The sequence below is a fragment of the Pseudomonas sp. MWU16-30317 genome, assembly GCF_020515695.1.
In the GTDB taxonomy this organism is placed as follows: Bacteria; Pseudomonadota; Gammaproteobacteria; order Pseudomonadales; family Pseudomonadaceae; genus Aquipseudomonas.
Genome location: NZ_JAIWJA010000006.1, coordinates 218,626 through 239,569, shown reverse-complemented (window position 1 = coordinate 239,569; position 20,944 = coordinate 218,626). Strand labels below are relative to the sequence as shown.

The window sequence follows — 20,944 nt, the reverse complement described above, 5'->3', positions numbered from 1 at the left end:
CAATGCCCACACGACCACCGCTTGACCCCGTCACCGCTCGCTGGCTGCCCTGGGTGGTGGCCATCGCGTTCTTCATGCAATCGCTCGACGGCACCATCCTCAATACCGCACTGCCGGCCATGGCCCGCGATCTGGCAGAAAACCCGCTGCGCATGCAGTCGGTGGTGATCGCCTACATGCTCACGGTGGCCTTGCTGATCCCGGGTTCAGGGTGGATTGCCGATCGTTTCGGCACCAAAAAGGTGTTTTTCAGCGCCATCTTCCTGTTCAGCCTGGGCTCGCTGGCCTGCGCACTCTCGCACACGCTGAACATGCTGGTGATCTCGCGCATTCTGCAGGGCCTGGGCGGTGCACTGATGCTACCGGTAGGGCGACTGGTGGTGTTGCGCACCTATCCGCGCTCGGAGCTGGTGCGCATTCTCAGTTTCATCACCGTACCCGGCCTGCTAGGGCCGCTGATCGGCCCGACGCTGGGCGGCTGGATGGTGCAATACCTGACGTGGCACTGGATCTTCCTGATCAATCTGCCGGTGGGCGTGATCGGCTGTTGGGCGACCTGGAAAATCCTCCCGGACCTGCGCGGCAGCACCCGCACCGCGTTCGACGGCGTGGGTTTTTTGCTGTTCGGCGCGGCGATGGTGTTGATCACTATCGCAATGGAAGGCCTGGGTGAATTGCATCTGCCACACCTGCGGGTGATGCTCCTGCTGTTTGCCGGCATGGCATGCCTGGCGGCGTACTGGCTGCGCGCCGGTCACATCGACAACCCGCTGTTTTCACCGACGCTATTCCGTACCCGCAGTTTCGCCGTCGGCATCCTCGGCAACCTGTTCGCGCGCCTGGGCGGCGGCGCCTTGCCGTTCCTGGTGCCGTTGTTGTTGCAGGTGGCGATGGGCTACTCGCCTTCGGAAGCCGGGATGAGCATGATCCCCCTGGCAGCGGCAGCCATGATCGCCAAGTCGATTGCCAAGCCGCTGATCGAGCGCTTTGGCTACCGAGTCATTCTGACCTGTAACACCCTGCTGCTGGGTGCTTTGCTGTGCAGCCTGGGCCTGGTTACGCCGGCGACACCCTATGGGCTGCTGCTGGTTCAGCTGAGCCTGCTCGGGGCGGTCAATTCGATGCAGTTCACGGCGATGAATACCGTGACGCTGATCGACCTCAATGATGCCGACGCCAGCAGCGGCAACAGCTTGCTGTCGGTGGTGGCGCAACTGGCCATGAGCCTGGGCGTGGCCTGCGCCGGGGCGCTGCTCGGCGGTTTCAGTACCTCGGTGGGTATCGACGGCACCACCACGGTGGACGCGTTTCAGATGACCTTCCTCACCATCGGCATCATGACCATGCTGGCGGCGGCGATCTTTGCCCAGCTGTCGAACAAGCCCAGCAGCGGTACGCCCCGTCAGGAAGCCGAAATCGAAGCATAGGGTCATGCGTCACGGGCTGTTACACTGCGCGACATTTTGCTTTTTTTGCAGGGCCGTCCCGTGACCAACACCGCTTTCAACACTTTGCCGCTGTCTGCCGGCATGCTGGCTAACCTCGAATCACTCGGTTATGCCCAGATGACGCCAATCCAGGCGCAAAGCTTGCCGGTGATCGTCAAGGGCCTGGACCTGATCGCCCAGGCCAAGACCGGCAGCGGCAAGACCGCCGCGTTCGGGATCGGCCTGCTCAACCCGATCAATCCGCGCTACTTTGGTTGCCAGGCACTGGTGATATGCCCCACCCGCGAGCTGGCCGACCAGGTGGCCAAGGAAATCCGCCGCCTGGCGCGCTCCGAAGACAATATCAAGGTGCTGACCCTGTGCGGCGGCGTGTCCTTCGGCCCGCAGATCGCCTCCCTGGAGCACGGCGCGCACATCATCGTCGGCACCCCCGGGCGCATCCAGCAGCACCTGCGCAAGGGTTCGCTGGTGCTCGACGGCCTCAACACGCTGGTGTTGGACGAAGCCGACCGCATGCTCGACATGGGCTTTTACGACTCTATCGCCGACATCATCGAGCAGACCCCGGCGCGCCGGCAGACCTTGCTGTTCTCGGCCACCTACCCGGTCGGCATCAAGCAGCTATCGTCGAAGTTCATGCGCGATCCGCAGCAGGTCAAGGCTGAATCGCTGCATGCCGACAGCCAGATCGAGCAACGCTTCTACGAGATCTCTCCGGACGAGCGCATGAGCGCCGTGACCAAGGTGCTGGGCCACTTCCGCCCGCAGTCCTGCGTGGCGTTCTGCTTTACCAAGCAGCAGTGCCAGGAGACGGTCGACCATCTGGTCGCCAAGGGCTTCAGCGCCGTGGCCTTGCATGGCGATCTCGAGCAGCGCGACCGCGACCAGGTGCTGGCGATGTTCGCCAATCGCAGCACCTCGGTGCTGGTGGCCACCGATGTCGCCGCGCGCGGCCTGGATATCGATGCGCTGGACATGGTGCTCAACGTCGAGTTGGCGCGTGATTCGGAAATCCACATTCACCGCGTCGGCCGTACCGGTCGTGCTGGCGAGAGCGGTGTAGCTATCAGCCTGGTAGCACCGGGCGAAGCGCATCGCGCGCAGGCGATCGAGCAACTGCAGAAGTCGCCGCTCAACTGGGCGCCGCTGAGCGAGCTGGTGTCCAAGGGTGGCGCGCCGCTGCTGCCACCCATGTCGACCTTGCTGATCGGCGCCGGGCGCAAAGACAAAGTACGCCCCGGGGATATCCTTGGCGCCTTGACCGGTGACGCGGGCATCGCCGGCACTCAAGTGGGCAAGATCGCGATTTTCGACTTCCAGGCTTATGTGGCGGTAGAGCGTGATGTCGCCAAAGAGGCGGTTCAGCGCCTCAATAGCGGCAAGATCAAGGGTCGCTCGCTGAAAGTGCGGATTCTTTAAACCTTTGTAGCGCGGGGCTTGCCCTAGACTCGGCGTGTCTGGCACACCCGGTGTCTGAGCTATTGTCGGGGGCAGGCCCCCTCGCTACGGTGATTTTTGTTTTCCGGGAGAACCCCGCAGTGCGCTCTACCGAAGTCATCATCATTGGCGCTGGCGCCGCTGGCCTGATGTGTGCCCTGAGCGCCGCTCAGCGCGGCCGCCAGGTGATATTGCTCGACCACGCCAACAAAGCCGGCAAGAAAATCCTCATGTCTGGGGGTGGCCGCTGCAATTTCACCAATCTGTACACCGAGCCAGGCAATTTCCTTTCGCAGAACCCGCATTTCTGCAAGTCGGCTCTGGCACGCTATACCCAATGGGACTTCATCGCCCTGGTGGCCAAGCACGGCGTGCCCTATCACGAGAAAAAACTCGGCCAGCTGTTCTGCGATAACAAGTCCAGCGACATCCTCGAGATGCTTCTGAACGAGTGCAGCGACGCCAAAGTAGATCTGCGCCTCGACACCAGCGTCCAGACGATCGAGAAAACCGCCAGCGGCTACCAACTCACTACCAGCGCCGGCGAGTTCGCTTGCCAGTCGCTGGTGATCGCCACCGGCGGCCTGTCGATTCCGACCCTCGGCGCTACCGGTTTCGGCTTCCAGATCGCCCGGCAATTCGGCCACAGCGTGCTGCCGACCCGTGCCGGGCTGGTGCCGTTCACCATCACCGATCAGTTGAAAGCGCTGTGTACCGAGCTGTCAGGTACGTCAGTGGACTGTATCGCGAGCTGCAACGACCAGAGCTTCCGGGAAAACCTGCTGTTCACTCACCGCGGCCTCAGCGGCCCGGCGATCCTGCAGATCTCGTCGTTCTGGGAGCCCGGTGACAGCATCGAGCTCAACCTGCTGCCGGATGTCGATGCTCTGGACTGGCTGACCCAACAGCAGGCCGAGCGCCCCAACAGCGAGCTCAAGACGCTGCTGGGCGAGGTCTTCACCAAAAAGATGGCCACCCTGCTGGCCGATCTATGGTTCGAGTCACGGCCGATGAAGCAGTACACCCCGTCGCAGTTGACTGAAATTGCCGAGCAACTGAGCAACTGGCGCCTGGTGCCGGCGGGTACTGAAGGGTATCGCACCGCCGAGGTGACGCTGGGCGGGGTCGATACCCGCGAAGTGTCGTCCAAGACCCTGGAATCGCTGAAAAGCCCCGGGCTGTATTTTATCGGCGAAGTGCTGGATGTGACCGGGCACCTGGGCGGCTTCAACTTCCAATGGGCCTGGGCCTCGGGGTATGCAGCTGCGCAGTACGTTTGAAGATGCGCTCTCGGACCTCTTCGCGTGCAAGCCTTGCTCCCACAGTGGACACAGCTCCCAAGCTGTAAACCTGCGAGAGCAAGGCTTGCCCGCGAAAGGGCCCGCAAGCCTGGCGCTGATTGAATGCACCCCACAGATTTCAACACCCAGCCTGTATCAGCACCCACGCCCCTCCATTAAGATACCCACCTCTGCCCCACTGGTTTGCCCCAACCCATGGCATCGACCTCTTTTCGCCAGACCCTGCGCCGTGTATGGGCGCTCGACAAGTTCAGCTACAGCGTGCGGGTGTTCATCGCCCTGACCGGCAGCATGGCGCTGTGCTGGTGGCAGAATGAGATGCGCCTGCTGATTCCGTTGTTCCTGGGAATTATCGCCAGTGCCTTGGCTGAAACGGACGACAACTGGCAAGGCCGCCTCACCGCCCTGGTGGTGACGCTGTTGTGCTTCAGCGTCGGCGCACTGGCCGTAGAGCTGCTGTTCCCCTTCCCCATCCTGTTTGTCTGCGCACTGGCAGTGGCGGCCTTCGCCCTGACCATGCTCGGCTCGCTGGGTGAACGCTATGGTGCCATTGCCTACGCCACGCTGATCCTCTCTGTGTACACCATGATCGGCGTCGACCAGCGCGGCGGCGAAGTCACGGATTTCTGGCATGAACCCATGTTGCTGGTCGCGGGCGCGGGCTGGTACGGCATCCTGTCGGTACTGTGGCAGGCGCTGTTTTCCAACCAGCCGGTGCAGCAGAGCCTGGCGCGGCTGTTCCGCGAACTGGGCCAATACCTGAAGCTCAAGTCGTCGCTGTTCGAACCCATCCGTGGCCTCGATATCGAAGCCCGCCGCCTGGAGCTGGCCAAGCAGAACGGCCGCGTAGTGGCGGCGCTCAACGCCTCCAAGGAAATCATCCTGCACCGGGTCGGCAGCACGCGGCCGGGGTCCAAAGTGAGCCGCTACCTGAAGCTCTACTTTATGGCGCAGGACATCCACGAGCGCGCCAGCTCTTCGCATTACGCGTACAACGCCCTCACCGATGCGTTTTTCCATAGCGACGTGCTGTACCGTTGCCAGCGCCTGCTGCGCCAGCAAGGGGCAGCCTGCCGGCGGCTGTCGGAATCGATCCAGTTGCGCCAGCCGTTCAACTACGACGCCAACTTCGCCGAAGCGCTGGACGACTTGCAGGCCTCGTTGAATTTCCTGCGCGAACAGAACAACCCCGCCTGGCGTGGGCTGCTGCGCTCGCTGCGGGCCCTGGCCAACAACCTGGCCACCCTCGACCGCCTGCTCAGCGACGCCAGCAACCCGGACAAACTCGCGGACAACACCGACAGCAGCCTGCTGGACCGCTCGCCACGGGGACTCAAGGACTACTGGGCGCGTATCCGCCAGAACCTGACCCCCACCTCGTTGTTGTTCCGCCATGCCTTGCGCCTGCCGCTGGCACTGGTCATCTGCTACGCCATGGTGCATTTGATTCACCCCAACCAGGGCTATTGGATCATGCTCACCACGGTATTCGTCTGCCAGCCGAGCTATGGCGCCACGCGGCGCAAACTGGGGCAGCGGATCGTCGGTACGGCCGTGGGCCTGACCATCGGCTGGGCGCTGTTCGACCTGTTCCCCAGCCCGCTGGTGCAGTCGCTGTTCGCGATCCTTGCGGGGCTGGTGTTCTTCGTCAATCGCACCACACGCTACACCGTGGCCACGGCGGGTATCACGCTGATGGTGCTGTTCTGCTTCAACCAGACCGGCGATGGATACGGGCTGTTCCTGCCGCGGTTGTTCGATACCCTGATCGGCAGCCTGATCGCCGGCATGGCGGTGTTCCTGTTCCTGCCCGACTGGCAGGGCCGCAAACTCAACAAGGTGCTGGCCAATACGTTGACTTGCAACAGCATCTACCTGCGCCAGATCATGCAGCAATATGCGCAGGGCAAGCGCGACGACCTCGCCTACCGCCTGGCCCGGCGCAACGCGCACAACGCCGATGCCGCACTTTCCACCACCTTGGCCAACATGCTGATGGAGCCTGGGCACTTTCGCAAAGAAGCCGACGTGGGCTTTCGCTTCCTGGTGCTGTCCCACACCTTGCTCAGCTATCTATCGGGCCTGGGCGCCCATCGCGGCACCGAGCTGCCGGAGCCGGTGCGCGTGCACTTGATCGAGGGCGCAGGGGAAACACTGTCTCGCAGCATCGAGGAAATCGCCAACAGCCTGATCAACAAGACCGCAGTGGCAGTGCACAGCGATGCCGAAGAGGCGCTGGCCAATGAGCTTGAGCAGATGCCCGAAGAAATCGACGAAGGCCAGCGTCTGGTGCAAAGCCAGCTGGCAATGATCTGCCGTCAACTCGGACCGTTGCGGACCATGGCGGCGCATCTCATCAAGGAAAACGAAAAGGCTGCCTGAGCCGCACCGCTACATGCCGTATTCGTGCATCAACCGGGCATAGCTGCCATCGGCCTTCATCGAGGCGATGGCCGAGTCGAACCCGGCGATGATCTGATCGTGTTCAGGGTTCTTCAGGCTGACCATGATGTGCAGGGTATTCTCTGCCAGTGGCGGACCGAAAAACTCCACCGCGCCGCGCACTTTCGGCGACTCCTGCTGCAGGTAGTAGCGCGCCACGTACTCGTCTTCGAGGGTGAGGTTGACGCGACCGGCAGCGACCATGCGCACGGCCATCGAAAAATTGTGGACCGGCACTTTGGTGATCTGGCTGTCGGCGTCGAATCCGGCTGAGTAGGCATAATCACGAACCACCGCCACGGACTGACCATGCAGCGACTCGAGATTACCGTTGAAGGTGAGATTGTCGCCCTTCTGCTGGAGCAAGCGGATGCGATTGGTCAGATAGGGCGCGGAGAATTGGCCGAGGTGGGTGCGATCGTCGCTGAACCAGGCGTTGATCACGACGTCATAGCGCCCTTCGCCAACCCCCTGCAGGGCTCGCGCCCAAGGCACCTGTTCAAATTGCGTGGCGTAGCCAGCCCGCACCAGCGCGCGGGTCACCAGGTCAGTAGCCAGGCCGCCATTGACCATGGTCGCATCAGTGAACGGCGGCCAGGCATCGGCAACCAATCGTAGTGTCTGCGCCACCAATGCAGGGCTCTGCAGCAGCAATCCCAGTGCACATAACCCTAACCCCAGCGAACAACAGGCTCGATGCAAACGCCCCATGCTCAACATCCTATCAACGGGCCCGCGCCCTGCGTTGTCTTTGTCCATGAGCTGACTGGCTCAGGGGAACCGATGCACCGGGTAGCCAATGCAGATTACACACAGAACGCGCCGCCAGCATAGCCTGGTGATGGCAATAAGCCGGGGAGTGATACATTTTCGTTACATTCGCGCTTGGCAGGCAGGGGTAGGCCGCGTTTCAGGAATGCTATTCAGGGATAGCCGAGCACCGCCTTGATACGCTCCACGTTGGCCTCGATCCACTGCGGCTGCACCGCGCCCCAGTCACGAATGCGGTAACTCCCGGCGTTCTGCCGCGCGCCATCGCCCTGCTCGAACTCACAGACAATGTCGAGATCGGCCAGCGCTGCGAGGGTGTCCTGCGCGGTACGCCGCGGCATGCCAGTAACCTCGGTCAGCGCCGGCACGCTGCTGGCCTGCTGGCTATCGATCAGCCAAGCCACGTACAGGCGGCGATAAAAACTGGTTTTGGTCTTGCTGACATCCATTGCAAAAGCCTTTTAGGGTCAGGGCCGCTCTGGCGGCGGAAGATCGCGATACGTCAGGTACAAGCGCAGGTCGAATTCCAGCTGCTGGTAGCCGGGCTGCATGTACTCGCACAATTGATAGAACGCCTTGTTGTGGTCCGACTCCTTAAGGTGCGCCAGCTCGTGCACCACGATCATGCGCAGGAACTGCGGGTCGGCGTCGCGGAACAAGGCGGCGATGCGAATTTCCTTCTTGGCCTTGAGCTTGCCGCCCTGCACCCGCGAAATCGCGGTATGCAGGCCCAATGCGCGATGCGTCAGGTCAAGACGGTTGTCGAACAGCACCTTGTCGATATTCGGCGCATTGCGCAGATGCTCTTGCTTCAATCCCTGGGCATAGCTGTACAGCGCCTTGTCGCTCTGCACGTCGTGACGCTGGGAATAACGCTGACGCAGATAATCCCCCAGGCGATCCTGGGTGATCATCTGGCGGACTTGCTCTTGCAACGAAGAGGGATAGGCTTGCAGATACTTCAAGGGATTCATTGGGCGATGACTGGCCGAGGATCAGCCGCCAGTCTACCGGGGCGAACGCTCGAGTGCATCGCCCATGCTGATCGCGCCGTAGCGCCTAGTGCAGCCCCCACTCGAACGGCTCGGTAAACTGCCCGGCATCGGCCGCGGTCAGCGGTTTGGCCACCACGAAGCCCTGCACGAACTGGCAACCATTGGCCCGCAGCCACTGGTATTGCTCGTGGGTCTCGACGCCCTCGGCAATCACCGTGATATCGAAGGCCAGGCACATTTCGATGATGCCCTTGGCCATCGCAGCGTCGTGCGCCGAATCGGGCAGGCGGGCAATCAGCTGGCGATCGAGCTTGAGGGTATCGATGGGCAGGTCGCGGAGCATTTTTACCGAGCAGTTGCCACTGCCAAAATCGTCCAAGGCGATCTTCACTCCCAGGCGGTGCAATTGCTGCAGTTGTTCCCGGGCCTGCTGCGGGTTGTGCATGAGCAAAGACTCGACCACTTCGATTTCCAGCTGATCAGCCGACAGGTGGTTGTCCACGATCGCTCGCTGCAATTCGGCTACCAGATTGGGCATGCTGAACTGCGCATTGCTGAGGCTGATGCTCAGCACCAGTTCCTTGCGGAACGTGGCATTCCAGGCGCTACGCTGCGCCGCACCTTGATGATAGATCCAGCTGGTCAGTCGGCTGATCAGCCGCGCCTCTTCCAGCAAGGGGATGAACAGACCCGGTGGCACATCCCCGACACTGGGGTGCTGCCAACGCAGCAGCGCTTCGAAACCGCGCAAACGGCCATCGGCGATCGAGACCTGCGGCTGGTAGACGAGGGAAAAATCTTCATGCTCGATGGCCATGGCCACGCTTTCTTCGAGCATCATCCGCGAACGCGCACGCACGTTCATGTCCTGATCGTAATAACGGTATTGCTGGCGCCCGGCCTGCTTGGCCGCGTACATGGCGATATCGGCCGCGCGCAGCAAGCCGTCAAGGTGATGACCACACTCGGGATACGTAGCAATGCCGATACTGACGCCCAGAGATATCTCGATGCCGTCGATTTCCTGGAGGGTCGCCACCCGCTCCATGATCTTTTCCGCGACCTTGGCGGCCTGCTCGGGGTATTCGAGGGTATCGAGCAGCGCGGTGAACTCGTCGCCGCCCATCCGCGCAATGATGTCGTAAGGTCGCAAGCATTCCTTGAGTTGCTCGGCAACCCAGCGCAGCACCCGGTCCCCGGCGTCATGGCCATGGGTATCGTTGATGCGCTTGAAACCGTCCAGATCGAGATACAGCAGCGCTTGGGTCTTTTCTTGGCGCTCGTTGCGCACCAGCGCACTGTCGACCGTCTGATAGAAGCCGCGGCGATTGAGCAGCCCGGTCAACGGGTCGGTCACCGCCTGATATTCCAGTTGCTGGTGCAGATTGCGCACTACAGACATGTCCTGAACCGTCACGACCATGGCTTTCTGCTCGATGGGCAACGGCGCACAAGAGAGCGCGACAGGTATCTGCTGTCCGGCGTGATTACGCAAAAACGCGTCATGGATGCGCAAGGTGTCGCGCAGGCTGTATGCGCGGAAAAACTCCGACTCCTCCCAGGCCAACGGCGTCGGCTTTTGTACGTACTCCAGCAGGGAACTGCCTTGCAGCTCCGCTAGCGTGGCGCCCAGCAACCTGGAAATTGCCGGATTGGCAAACCGGATCTCGCCGCTGTCGGACACCACCAGGATGCCTTCTGCAGCGTTTTCCAGCACTGAATGGTTGAACGCCCGCTCGGCCTCGAGATCACGCGTCAGGCGCTGCAAGTCGCGGCGATTGCGCTGCTGCTCGAGCAGGGCCTGGACCTTGGGGCGCAGGATCTGCGGATCGAAAGGCTTGAACAGATAGTCGATCGCGCCGTTGGCATAGCCTTTGAGGACGGCCGCCTGGGATTGCTCGTTGGCAGTCAGGAAGATGATCGGAGTCAGCTTGGTCCGCTGACTGCCACGCATCAGGCGCGCCACCTCGAAGCCATCCATGCCGGGCATCTGCACGTCCAGCAGCACCAGGTCGACTTCCTGTTCGAGCAGCACGCCCAGCGCCTCGACACCGGAAGCGGCAGTGACGACCTGCCAGTCCTGGCGTTCGAGCAGCGCCCGCATGCTGATGAGGTTTTCCGGGTAGTCGTCGACGACGAGCAGTGTCGATCCACCTTCAGTGTGCTTGGGTTGCGCTTCCATGCTGCTTCTCTTGTGTTGAGGGCCTGTCGGCTTACATCGGCGCCATCTATCTAAAGTATCCGCTTTATTACGGTTTGAGCCGCAACAGTGAGCACAACGTTGATAAAAAGCATGATTCCGTACCACGCAAACCGCCAAAGGCACCCCCGAGGAGGCGTTTTCGCGGGTTAAAGCTTTCTCTGACTCTAGACCCTTATGGACCGGCGCGTCTGCCAAATAGTGCCATCATTGGCGCTCAAAAACTGACGGCCGATAAACGGTCAGTCGATTGACACTCTGTAATCAAAGGCTTACACGAGGTCGACAAACGGCTGGCGCCACCATAATGGCGGATGATTGGAAAATGGATATTCTAGCCCTGTGCAAAGGCAGCCGCCTTCGACAACGTTCAAAGCGGCAAGTTCGTAATTTATTTGTGGCGTCCGTGCCGCCATAAACTAACTATATAGGTAGTCCAATGATCGATTTATCCACCTGGAACCTCAGCATTCCCGTCGGCAGCGTTGCCACCACCATTGATACCCCGACTCTGGTCAAGGGCTTCAAGGACGAATACTTTCATGCCGACACCGGCACGCTGTTCTTCTGGGCCCCCGTCACCGGCAGCAAGACCGCCAGCGCGATCTATCCTCGCAGTGAATTGCGCGAAACCAACCCCGATGGCTCCGTGCACAACTGGCTGTACACCGCAGCCGACAACACCCTGACCGCCACCATGATGGTCAATCAGGTCCCTTCGTCGGGCAAAGTGGTGATCGGCCAGATCCACGTCAACGGCAGCAACGAGCCGCTGCTGAAAGTCGAATACCAATACAAAGAGAAACTCGGCAACGGCAATATCGTCGCCAAGTTGCGCCAGACGCCCGGCCAGGATGATCCGACCGTCATCACCATCGCCACCGGCGTGCCGATGAACAAGAACATCAACTACATGATCCACCTGACCAAAGCCGGCACATTGAGCGTCACCGCCTATAGCTTCAAGTGGAGCACCAAGGTCGATCCTCAGTGGGCGACCAAGCCGCTGTACTTCAAGGCAGGCGTTTACGTTCAGGACAACACTGGATACGCCACCGAAGGCGGTTCGACCACCTTCACCAAACTTGTGATCGGTCATACCCAGGGTTAAGGAAAATCGAGGCATGGAAGTTTCAAATAAAAAACCCCGCACTCGGCGGGGTTTTTTAATGCCTGCAGGAATCAGCTGACCTTGGCGGCCAGCTCACCTGAAGCGTAGCGCTGGAACATGCCTTCCAGGGAGATCGGCTTGATCTTCGAGGCATTGCCGGCAGTGCCGAAGGCTTCATAACGCGCGATACACACGTCACGCATGGCCTTGACGGTTTCAGCGAAATATTTGCGCGGGTCGAACTCGCCCGGGTTCTGCGCCATGAAACGGCGGATCGCACCGGTGGAGGCCAGACGCAGGTCGGTGTCGATGTTGACCTTGCGCACGCCGTGCTTGATGCCTTCGACGATTTCTTCGACCGGCACGCCGTAGGTCTCTTTGATCTGGCCGCCGTACTCGTTGATGATCGCCAGCCAATCCTGAGGCACCGAGGACGAACCGTGCATCACCAAGTGAGTATTGGGGATACGCTTGTGAATTTCCTTGATGCGGTCGATCGCCAGAATGTCACCGGTAGGCGGCTTGGTGAACTTGTAGGCGCCGTGGCTGGTGCCGATGGCGATAGCCAGGGCATCGACCTGGGTCTTCTTGACGAAGTCGGCCGCCTCTTCCGGATCGGTCAGCATCTGGCTATGGTCGAGGATACCCTCGGCGCCGACACCGTCTTCTTCACCGGCCTGACCGGTTTCCAGTGAACCCAGGCAGCCCAGCTCGCCTTCAACCGACACACCGCAGGCGTGAGCGAAAGAGACGGTCTGCGAAGTCACACGAACGTTGTAGTCGTAGTCGGTGGGGGTCTTGCCGTCGACGCCCAGGGAGCCGTCCATCATCACCGAGCTGAAGCCCAGCTGGATCGACCGCTGGCAGATGTCAGGGCTGGTGCCGTGGTCCTGGTGCATGCACACGGGGATGTGCGGGAATTCTTCGATGGCAGCAAGGATCAGGTGGCGCAGGAATGGAGCACCCGCGTATTTGCGCGCACCCGCCGAGGCCTGAACGATAACCGGCGAATCGGTCTTGTCCGCGGCCTCCATGATTGCGCGCATTTGTTCAAGGTTGTTGACGTTGAAAGCGGGGACTCCGTAGCCGAACTCGGCTGCGTGGTCCAGCATCTGGCGCATGCTGATGAGTGCCATTGTATTTGTATCTCCCGATCCAGGGTCGTTAATCGTGCAAGCCTGCCGTATTGGCGGCTGCTGTTCAATATTCACATTGCAATGTTGCGGTTAACACCGTGCGGTCACCGCGCAGCGACGCTCGACCAGTAACGCTAGACCGCTGCCCACGGAGCTTTTTTCACTGAGCCTTGCAGCCCCGCCCAATCAGATCATTGGTAGCGACCCAATACACCAGGCCCTGATCATCCTTGACGTTGAATGCCAGCACGCCATCGCTGAACATCTGGCCATCGGCGCCGGGCTCGGTCTTCAGGTGATAGACCTGATCCTTGCCACCCAGACTCACATCAACCTTGCTGCGGGCAGCATCGGTGTAGTGCCAGAACACATCGAGCTGACTGTCACACACCCAATGGGTCGGCGTGGGCGTCGATACGGGCGCAGACGACGGCCACGAAGGCCACCACGACGTACTGCAACCTGCCAACAGGGTCATCCCCAGCACTGCACACATCGCCGGGGCGATAGATCCTTTCATTGCCACTCCTCGCGGGTAGCCACCGGACGGTGGCGCCTAGTTACAGTTCTGCTCCCTGCCGCCGGCTTCGCTCTGGACACCCGTGGCATTGGTCGCCACGCGCTGATCGTTCTGCGAGGTCGGTACCGTGACCGTCGCCGGGCTAAAGACTTCGCACGCACTTTTCGCGCCATTCGTCCCGGCGCATCCGGTCACCATCAGTACAGCCAACACCACACCACTTGCCAGCACACCAGTCGACGTCTTCATAACGATTGCCTCGTACACATCCATGACGGGAAACAGCACCTGTAGGGTAGGACCGTATTCGCCGCCCGTGGTTGCCTAGTGACAGCCGTTACCGAGATCTTCGCTGTTGTACTTCTCCAACGCTTCGTTGCCTTGGCGCTTGCTGATCACCGGAGCGGTCTGCGCCTGCCATTCGGACTGCGCGCAGCCACCATGCGGCTTGGCCACTTCGGCCTTGGCGGGCGTTACGGCGTTATCGGCCGACGTGCTGGAGCAACCCGCCAGCAGCGCCATCAACATCACCGCCGGCAGGGTTTTGAACATCGGGAGAGCCCCTGTTCCAATGTTCATGCCAATCAGGACTTGGCGCGCTGTTCGAGCATTTCCACCGCAGGCAGCACCTTGCCTTCGACGAACTCGAGGAAAGCGCCGCCGCCGGTGGAGATGTACGAAATATCGCTGCCGATGCCGTACTTGTCGATCGCCGCCAAGGTGTCGCCACCGCCTGCGATGGAGAACGCCGAGCTCTCGGCGATGGCCTTGGCCAGCACCTTGGTACCGTTGCCGAACTGGTCGAATTCGAATACGCCGACCGGGCCATTCCACAGAATAGTTTTAGAGGTTTTCAGCAGCTGGGCGAAGTTCTCGGCAGTTTTCGGCCCGATATCCAGAATCATGTCATCGTCAGCGACATCGGCGATGTCCTTGACGGTGGCTTCGGCGTCTTCGGCGAACTGCTTCGCGACCACCACGTCAACGGGTAATGGCACGCTGACCTTGGCGGCGATGGCGCGAGCGGTGTCGAGCAGATCTGGTTCGTACAGCGACTTGCCGACATTGTGGCCCGCCGCGGCGAGGAAGGTGTTGGCGATGCCGCCACCGACGATCAACTGGTCGCAAATGGTGCTCAGGCTATTGAGCACGTCGAGCTTGGTCGACACCTTCGAGCCCGCGACGATGGCAGCCATCGGCTTGGCCGGCGCACCCAGCGCCTTGCCCAGCGCTTCGAGCTCGGCAGCCAGCAACGGGCCAGCCGCTGCGACCTTGGCGAACTTGGCCACGCCATGGGTCGAGCCCTCGGCGCGGTGGGCGGTGCCGAAGGCGTCCATCACGAACACGTCGCACAGGGCAGCGTATTGCTGGGCCAACTCGTCGGCGTTCTTTTTCTCGCCCTTGTTGAAGCGCACGTTCTCGAACAGCACCACATCGCCAGGCTTGACGTCGACGCCGCCCAGGTAATCGGCCACCAGCGGCACGTCACGGCCCAACGCCTTGCTCAGGTACTCGGCCACCGGCTTGAGGCTATTTTCGGCAGAGAACTCACCTTCGGTGGGACGCCCCAAGTGCGAGCAGACCATCACCGCGGCGCCTTTTTCCAGGGCCAGCTTGATGGTCGGCAGCGACGCGACGATGCGCGCATCACTGGTGACCTTGCCGTCCTTGACGGGCACGTTGAGATCTTCGCGGATCAGTACGCGCTTACCTTGCAGATCGAGGTCGCTCATCTTCAACACGGTCATTGAGTCAGTCCTTCATGCCTTTGGAGATTGTTGGTTTATGACGTGCAGATAATGCTCTGCAACGTCGAGCATGCGATTGGCGAAACCCCATTCGTTGTCGAACCAGGCCAACAGATTGACCAACCGAGGCCCCGACACGCGGGTCTGGCTGGCATCGACGATGGCCGAGTGCGGATCATGGTTGAAATCACAACTGGCGTGGGGCAGCTCAGTGTAGGCCAGCAGCCCGTGCAGCGGGCCGCTGGTGGCGGCCTCGCGCAGGATCCGGTTGACCTCCACGGCGTCAGTGTCCCGAGCGGTCTGCAAGGTGATATCCAGGCACGATACATTGACCGTCGGCACGCGCACTGCTTTGGCCTGAATTCGGCCAGCAAGTTCCGGAAGCAGGCGCTCGATACCGCGTGCCAGGCCAGTGGACACCGGGATCACCGACTGAAACGCCGAACGGGTGCGGCGCAGGTCTTCGTGATGGTAGGCGTCGATCACCGGCTGGTCGTTCATCGCCGAGTGGATGGTGGTGATGGACACGTACTCCAGCCCCAGCGCCTGATCGAGCAGACGCAACAGCGGTACGCCGCAGTTGGTGGTGCACGAGGCGTTGCTCACCAGGCGCTCGGTGCCGGTCAGGCAAGCCTGGTTGACGCCGAACACCACGGTGGCGTCGACATCGGACTCGCTGGCCATGGGCTGGGAAAACAGCACTCGCGGAGCGCCGGCCTCAAGGAAGCGCTCGCCGTCTGCGCGGGTGTGATAGGCGCCTGAGCACTCAAGCACCAGATCGATACCCAGCGCGCGCCAGTCGATGCCTTCCGGAGTGGCGCTACGCAGCACCTGAATGTTATCGCCATTGATTTGCAGACAATCGCCGTCGATCGCCACCTTGCCAGGGAAACGGCCGTGGGTGGAATCGAAGCGCGTCAGGTATTCGAGGCTGGCCATGTCGGCCAGGTCGTTGATTGCCACGACTTCGAAGCCCGCTTCGCTGCCGCGTTCGTACAGCGCTCGCAACACACAGCGGCCAATGCGACCGTAACCGTTGAGAGCAACTTTGAAAGGGCGTGGCTGAGGCATGGTCGAGCTCGTATAGGAATTCGAGGGGGAGCTGGGTAGTGCGTTGTCAGTGCCGGCCTCTTCGCGAGCAAGCCTTGCTCCCACAGAGTCCGGCGATCCTGCGGCGTGCACCTGTGGGAACAAGGCTTGCCCGTGAAGAGGCCCGAGAAGGCACCATCACCGGCAAGCCATACAGGCAAGCAACGACAATCAGTCTTCCAGCAGTTCTTCAGCGGTACCTAGAATGTTCTCCAGGGTAAAGCCGAATTCTTCGAACAACGCTGGCGCCGGCGCCGATTCACCGTAGGTGGTCATGCCGATCACGCGACCTTCGAGGCCCACGTATTTGTACCAGTAGTCCGCATGGGCCGCTTCGATAGCGATCCGCGCGCTGACCTGCAATGGCAGCACCGCCTGTTTGTAGCCCGCGTCCTGTGCTTCGAACAGGCTGGTGCAAGGCATCGATACCACACGCACCTTGCGGCCTTGCTCGATCAGCTTGTCGTACGCCTGAACCGCCAAGCCCACTTCGGAACCGGTGGAAATCAGGATCAGCTCCGGCTCGCCTTCGCAATCCTTGAGCACGTAGCCGCCACGGCCGATGTCAGCGATCTGCGCATCGGTACGCACCTGATGCTGCAGGTTCTGGCGCGAGAAGATCAGCGCCGAAGGGCCGTCCTTGCGCTCGATCGCGTGCTTCCAGGCCACGGCCGATTCGACCGCATCCGAAGGGCGCCAGGTGTCCAGATTCGGCGTGGTGCGCAGGCTGGTCAGCTGTTCGATCGGCTGGTGAGTCGGGCCGTCTTCGCCCAGGCCGATGGAGTCGTGGGTGTAGACGAAGATCACGCGCTTCTTCATCAGCGACGCCATGCGCACGGCGTTGCGGGCGTATTCCATGAACATCAGGAAGGTCGCGCCGTAAGGCACCAGGCCGCCGTGCAGGGCGACGCCGTTCATGATGGCGCTCATACCGAACTCGCGCACACCGTAGTACATATAGTTGCCGCTGGCGTCTTCGGCCGAGACACCTTTGCAACCTTTCCACAGGGTCAGGTTGGAACCGGCCAGGTCAGCCGAACCGCCGAGGAACTCAGGCAGCAGCGGACCGAACGCGTTGAGGGTGTTCTGGCTGGCTTTACGGCTGGCGATGGTTTCGCCTTTGGCCGCGACTTCAGCGATATAGGCAGCGGATTTTTCAGCGAAATCGTCAGGCAGGTCGCCGGCCAGGCGGCGCACCAGCTCGTTGGCCAGCTCAGGGAATGCAGCGGAGTAGGCAGCGAAACGCTGGTCCCACTCGGCTTCGACGGCCAGGCCGGATTCCTTGGCGTTCCATTCGGCGTAGATATCCGCCGGGATTTCGAACGGGCCGTGGGTCCACTTCAGCGCTTCACGGGTCAGGGCGATTTCCGCGTCACCCAGCGGAGCGCCATGGCAGTCTTCCTTGCCTTGCTTGTTCGGCGAACCGAAACCGATGGTGGTCTTGCAGCAGATCAGGGTCGGCTGCTCACTCTTGCGGGCGGTGTCGATGGCGGTCTTGATTTCTTCCGGGTCGTGACCGTCGACGTTGCGGATTACCTGCCAGTTATAGGCTTCGAAACGCTTCGGGGTATCGTCGGTGAACCAGCCTTCGACTTCGCCGTCGATGGAGATACCGTTGTCGTCGTAGAAAGCGATCAGCTTGCCCAGGCCCAAGGTGCCGGCCAGTGAAGCGACTTCGTGGGAAATGCCTTCCATCATGCAGCCATCACCCAGGAACACATAGGTGTGGTGATCGACGATGCTGTGACCAGGGCGGTTGAACTGCGCGCCCATGACTTTTTCGGCCAGGGCGAAGCCCACGGCATTGGCCAGACCCTGACCCAGCGGGCCGGTAGTGGTCTCGACGCCTGGGGTGTAGCCGAACTCCGGGTGGCCCGGGGTACGGCTGTGCAACTGGCGGAAGTTCTTCAGGTCGTCGATCGACAGGTCGTAGCCGGTCAGGTGCAACAACGAGTAGATGAGCATCGAACCGTGGCCGTTGGAGAGAATGAAGCGGTCACGGTCGGCAAACGAGGGGTTCGCCGGGTTGTGCTTGAGATAGTCGCGCCACAGGACTTCGGCGATGTCGGCCATCCCCATCGGCGCACCGGGGTGGCCGCTGTTGGCTTTTTGCACGGCATCCATGCTGAGGGCACGAATGGCGTTGGCGCGCTCACGACGGCTGGGCATCGCTGATCTCCTAGGGTGTTGTAAGGAAGAACGAAAAAGAGCGCCATTTTCCCCTAGGCAGAGGCCGCGGGGCAATCGGAGATAACGATTCCCTTGGATTTTTTGCGGATTTACGCGGCGGGGGCCAGTGAACGCGACTGATCGGGCAATATCAAAACTTTTTGATATTGCCCTTGCGAGCCGCGCGACGCGACTCTAGACTGCGATCCCATGAGCCTACAAATCCCCGCCCTTGGCCCCGAGCCCTTCGATGACCTGGCTGCCCTGTGCAAAGCCGGCAACGATCCCTTGCGGCTGAATGTCTTGCGGGCACTGGCCTGTGATTCGTTCGGGGTACTGGAGCTGGCGCAGATTTTCGCCATCGGCCAGTCGGGCATGAGCCACCACCTCAAGGTGCTGGCCCAGGCCGACCTGGTGGCCACGCGCCGCGAAGCCAATGCGATTTTCTACCGCCGTGCCCTGCCCGACCTCGCGGCCACTGGCGGGCGCATCCACGCGGCGCTCTTGATCGAGGTCGACGATCTCGACCTGCCCAGCGACGTGCAGGCGCGCATGGCCCTGGTCCAGCGCCAGCGCGCCACGGCCAGCAAAAACTTTTTCTCGCGTATGGAAGAAAAATTCCGTGCCCAGCAAGACCTTATCGCCGGCTTGCCGCAGTACCGCGACAGCCTGCTGGCGCTGCTCGACAAGCTCAACTTCGCACCCACTGCCAGCGCGCTGGAAGTCGGGCCGGGCGATGGCGGCTTCCTGCCCGAGCTGGCCAGCCGCTTCGCCCACGTCACCGCGTTGGACAACAGCGCCGAGATGCTCGAGCTGGCGCGCGAGGTCTGCACCCGCGAACACCTGAATAACGTTGAACTGCGCCTGGCGGATGCCTTGAGCGCACTGGCCCTCGCGGCCGACTGCGTGGTGCTGAACATGGTGCTGCACCATTTCAGCGACCCCGCCCACGCCTTCGTGCAACTGAGCGAGCGCGTAAAACCCGGCGGTAGCTTGCTGGTAACCGAGTTGTGCAGCCACAACCAGGGATGGGCCAGGGAGGCCTGCGGTGATCTCTGGCTAGGGTTTGAACAGGAAGATCTGGCCCGTTGGGCCACCGCTGCGGGCCTCGTGCCCGGGGAAAGCCTCTATGTGGGCTTACGTAATGGTTTCCAGATCCAGGTCCGCCATTTTCAGCGACCGGCTGGCGACACTCACCATCGGTAAATTCAGGAAATAGTCCAGATGAGCGAATACTCCCTTTTCACCTCCGAGTCCGTGTCTGAAGGACATCCGGACAAGATCGCCGACCAGATTTCCGACGCGGTACTGGACGCCATCATCGCTGAAGACAAGTTTGCCCGGGTGGCCTGCGAAACCATGGTCAAGACTGGTGTCGCCATCATCGCCGGCGAAGTCAGCACCTCGGCCTGGGTCGACCTCGAAGACATCGTGCGCAACGTTATCATCGGCATCGGCTACAACAGCTCCGACGTCGGCTTCGACGGCGCCACCTGCGCGGTGATGAACATCATCGGCAAACAGTCCATCGACATCGCCCAAGGCGTCGACCGCAGCCGCCCTGAAGACCAGGGCGCCGGCGACCAGGGCCTGATGTTTGGCTACGCCAGCAACGAAACCGACGTACTGATGCCCGCGCCAATCTGCTTCTCGCACCGTTTGGTCGAGCGCCAGGCCGAAGCCCGCAAGAGCGGCCTGCTGCCGTGGCTGCGCCCGGACGCGAAGTCCCAGGTCACCTGCCAGTACGAGGGCGGCAAGGTCGTCGGCATCGACGCCGTGGTGCTGTCGACCCAGCACAACCCAGACGTTTCCTACGCCGACCTGCGCGAAGGCGTCATGGAGCTGATCGTCAAGCACGTGCTGCCTGCCGAGCTGCTGCACAAGGACACCCAGTTCCACATCAACCCCACCGGCAACTTCATCATCGGTGGCCCGGTAGGCGACTGCGGCCTGACCGGCCGCAAGATCATCGTCGACAGCTACGGCGGCATGGCCCGTCACGGCGGCGGGGCGTTCTCGGGTAAGGATCCTTCCAAGGTCGACCGTTCCGCCGCCTACGCGGGTCGTTACGTAGCCAAGAACATCGTCGCCGCCGGCCTGGCCGAACGTTGCGAAATCCAGGTCTCCTACGCCATCGGCGTGGCCCAGCCGACCTCGATCTCGATCAACACCTTCGGCACCGGCAAGATCAGCGACAGCAAGATCGTGCAACTGGTGCGCGAGCACTTCGATCTGCGTCCATATGCGATCACCACCATGTTGGATCTGCTGCACCCGATGTATCAGGCAACCGCTGCGTATGGCCACTTCGGGCGTACGCCCGTGGAGATGACCGTGGGTGATGACACGTTCACTGCGTTCACTTGGGAGAAGACGGATCGCGCTGAAGCGCTGCGGGCTTCTGCTGGGTTGTAAGGGTAACGGTTGTCATTGAAGCCCCGACCGGCTTGATCCGGTCAGGGCTTAGTTCGCCCCGAGACCCGCGACTGATCAATCCAACGGGGATGACCAGCGAAAGGCTGGTGAAAGCAATATCAGAAACGCTGGAAAACTTGGCGGCGCAAGCCGCCCTGGTCA

18 protein-coding genes are annotated in these 20,944 nt (G+C 61.5%); 7 read left to right on the top strand and 11 right to left on the bottom strand.

From position 1 onward, the window contains the following. The first annotated feature begins 2 nt into the window (after window positions 1-2). From mdtD to yccS, 4 genes are all read left to right on the top strand, one after another. Window positions 3-1,427, top strand: coding sequence for a multidrug transporter subunit MdtD (gene mdtD, locus LIX93_RS18650; protein ID WP_226505529.1), 1,425 nt, complete (start codon window positions 3-5; stop codon window positions 1,425-1,427). Between the two features lie 60 nt (window positions 1,428-1,487). Further along, window positions 1,488-2,867 (top strand): ATP-dependent RNA helicase DbpA, encoded by a 1,380-nt coding sequence (gene dbpA / locus LIX93_RS18645; protein WP_226505528.1) that lies wholly within the window; start codon window positions 1,488-1,490, stop codon window positions 2,865-2,867. Window positions 2,868-2,986: 119 nt separating this feature from the next. Continuing rightward, a complete protein-coding gene (locus LIX93_RS18640; protein WP_226505527.1) occupies window positions 2,987-4,165 on the top strand; it encodes an NAD(P)/FAD-dependent oxidoreductase in 1,179 nt (392 codons plus the stop codon). A 216-nt stretch (window positions 4,166-4,381) separates the two neighbouring features. Continuing rightward, the gene (gene yccS / locus LIX93_RS18635) at window positions 4,382-6,568 is read left to right on the top strand and encodes a YccS family putative transporter (RefSeq protein WP_226505526.1); all 2,187 of its coding nucleotides are present in this window, start codon (window positions 4,382-4,384) and stop codon (window positions 6,566-6,568) included. A 9-nt stretch (window positions 6,569-6,577) separates the two neighbouring features. Here yccS and LIX93_RS18630 read toward each other — a convergent pair whose 3' ends face one another. The 4 genes from LIX93_RS18630 to LIX93_RS18615 form a co-directional block, all read right to left on the bottom strand. Beyond that, window positions 6,578-7,339 carry a transporter substrate-binding domain-containing protein gene (locus LIX93_RS18630; protein ID WP_226505525.1) on the bottom strand — a complete coding sequence of 254 codons (762 nt, stop codon included), beginning with the start codon at window positions 7,337-7,339 and terminating at the stop codon, window positions 6,578-6,580. 212 nt (window positions 7,340-7,551) lie between these two features. Beyond that, on the bottom strand, window positions 7,552-7,848 hold the full coding sequence (locus tag LIX93_RS18625) for a winged helix-turn-helix domain-containing protein (RefSeq protein ID WP_226505524.1): 297 nt from the start codon (window positions 7,846-7,848) through the stop codon (window positions 7,552-7,554). Window positions 7,849-7,866: 18 nt separating this feature from the next. Continuing rightward, entirely contained in the window at window positions 7,867-8,373 is a 507-nt protein-coding gene (locus LIX93_RS18620; protein WP_226505523.1) for a M48 family metallopeptidase, read from the bottom strand. A gap of 85 nt (window positions 8,374-8,458) precedes the next feature. Continuing rightward, a complete protein-coding gene (locus LIX93_RS18615) occupies window positions 8,459-10,576 on the bottom strand; it encodes an EAL domain-containing protein (RefSeq protein WP_226505522.1) in 2,118 nt (705 codons plus the stop codon). Window positions 10,577-11,033: 457 nt separating this feature from the next. Between LIX93_RS18615 and LIX93_RS18610 the strand changes: the two genes are divergently transcribed. Then, window positions 11,034-11,705, top strand: a complete 672-nt coding sequence (locus tag LIX93_RS18610; protein ID WP_226505521.1) for a polysaccharide lyase family 7 protein — start codon at window positions 11,034-11,036, stop codon at window positions 11,703-11,705. Between the two features lie 71 nt (window positions 11,706-11,776). On the opposite strand, the gene fba is transcribed toward LIX93_RS18610, so the two are convergent. From fba to tkt, 7 genes are all read right to left on the bottom strand, one after another. Then, window positions 11,777-12,841: a class II fructose-bisphosphate aldolase gene (fba, locus tag LIX93_RS18605; RefSeq protein ID WP_226505520.1), complete on the bottom strand. Its 1,065-nt coding sequence runs from the start codon at window positions 12,839-12,841 to the stop codon at window positions 11,777-11,779. 160 nt (window positions 12,842-13,001) lie between these two features. Continuing rightward, window positions 13,002-13,361 carry an MliC family protein gene (locus tag LIX93_RS18600; RefSeq protein ID WP_226505519.1) on the bottom strand — a complete coding sequence of 120 codons (360 nt, stop codon included), beginning with the start codon at window positions 13,359-13,361 and terminating at the stop codon, window positions 13,002-13,004. Between the two features lie 36 nt (window positions 13,362-13,397). Beyond that, a complete protein-coding gene (locus tag LIX93_RS18595; protein WP_226505518.1) occupies window positions 13,398-13,634 on the bottom strand; it encodes a hypothetical protein in 237 nt (78 codons plus the stop codon). Window positions 13,635-13,685: 51 nt separating this feature from the next. Next, complete coding sequence (locus LIX93_RS18590) at window positions 13,686-13,913, bottom strand: hypothetical protein (RefSeq protein WP_226505517.1); 228 nt, start codon at window positions 13,911-13,913, stop codon at window positions 13,686-13,688. Between the two features lie 32 nt (window positions 13,914-13,945). Next, window positions 13,946-15,109, bottom strand: a complete 1,164-nt coding sequence (locus LIX93_RS18585; RefSeq protein WP_226505516.1) for a phosphoglycerate kinase — start codon at window positions 15,107-15,109, stop codon at window positions 13,946-13,948. A 12-nt stretch (window positions 15,110-15,121) separates the two neighbouring features. Further along, window positions 15,122-16,180 (bottom strand): erythrose-4-phosphate dehydrogenase, encoded by a 1,059-nt coding sequence (gene epd, locus LIX93_RS18580; protein WP_226505515.1) that lies wholly within the window; start codon window positions 16,178-16,180, stop codon window positions 15,122-15,124. 189 nt (window positions 16,181-16,369) lie between these two features. Then, window positions 16,370-18,367 (bottom strand): transketolase, encoded by a 1,998-nt coding sequence (gene tkt, locus LIX93_RS18575; RefSeq protein WP_226505514.1) that lies wholly within the window; start codon window positions 18,365-18,367, stop codon window positions 16,370-16,372. Between the two features lie 210 nt (window positions 18,368-18,577). Here tkt and LIX93_RS18570 point away from each other — a divergent pair, with 210 nt between their 5' ends. Further along, window positions 18,578-19,573: a metalloregulator ArsR/SmtB family transcription factor gene (locus LIX93_RS18570; protein WP_226505513.1), complete on the top strand. Its 996-nt coding sequence runs from the start codon at window positions 18,578-18,580 to the stop codon at window positions 19,571-19,573. An 18-nt stretch (window positions 19,574-19,591) separates the two neighbouring features. Continuing rightward, window positions 19,592-20,782, top strand: coding sequence for a methionine adenosyltransferase (metK, locus tag LIX93_RS18565; RefSeq protein WP_226505512.1), 1,191 nt, complete (start codon window positions 19,592-19,594; stop codon window positions 20,780-20,782). Window positions 20,783-20,944 lie beyond the last annotated feature (162 nt).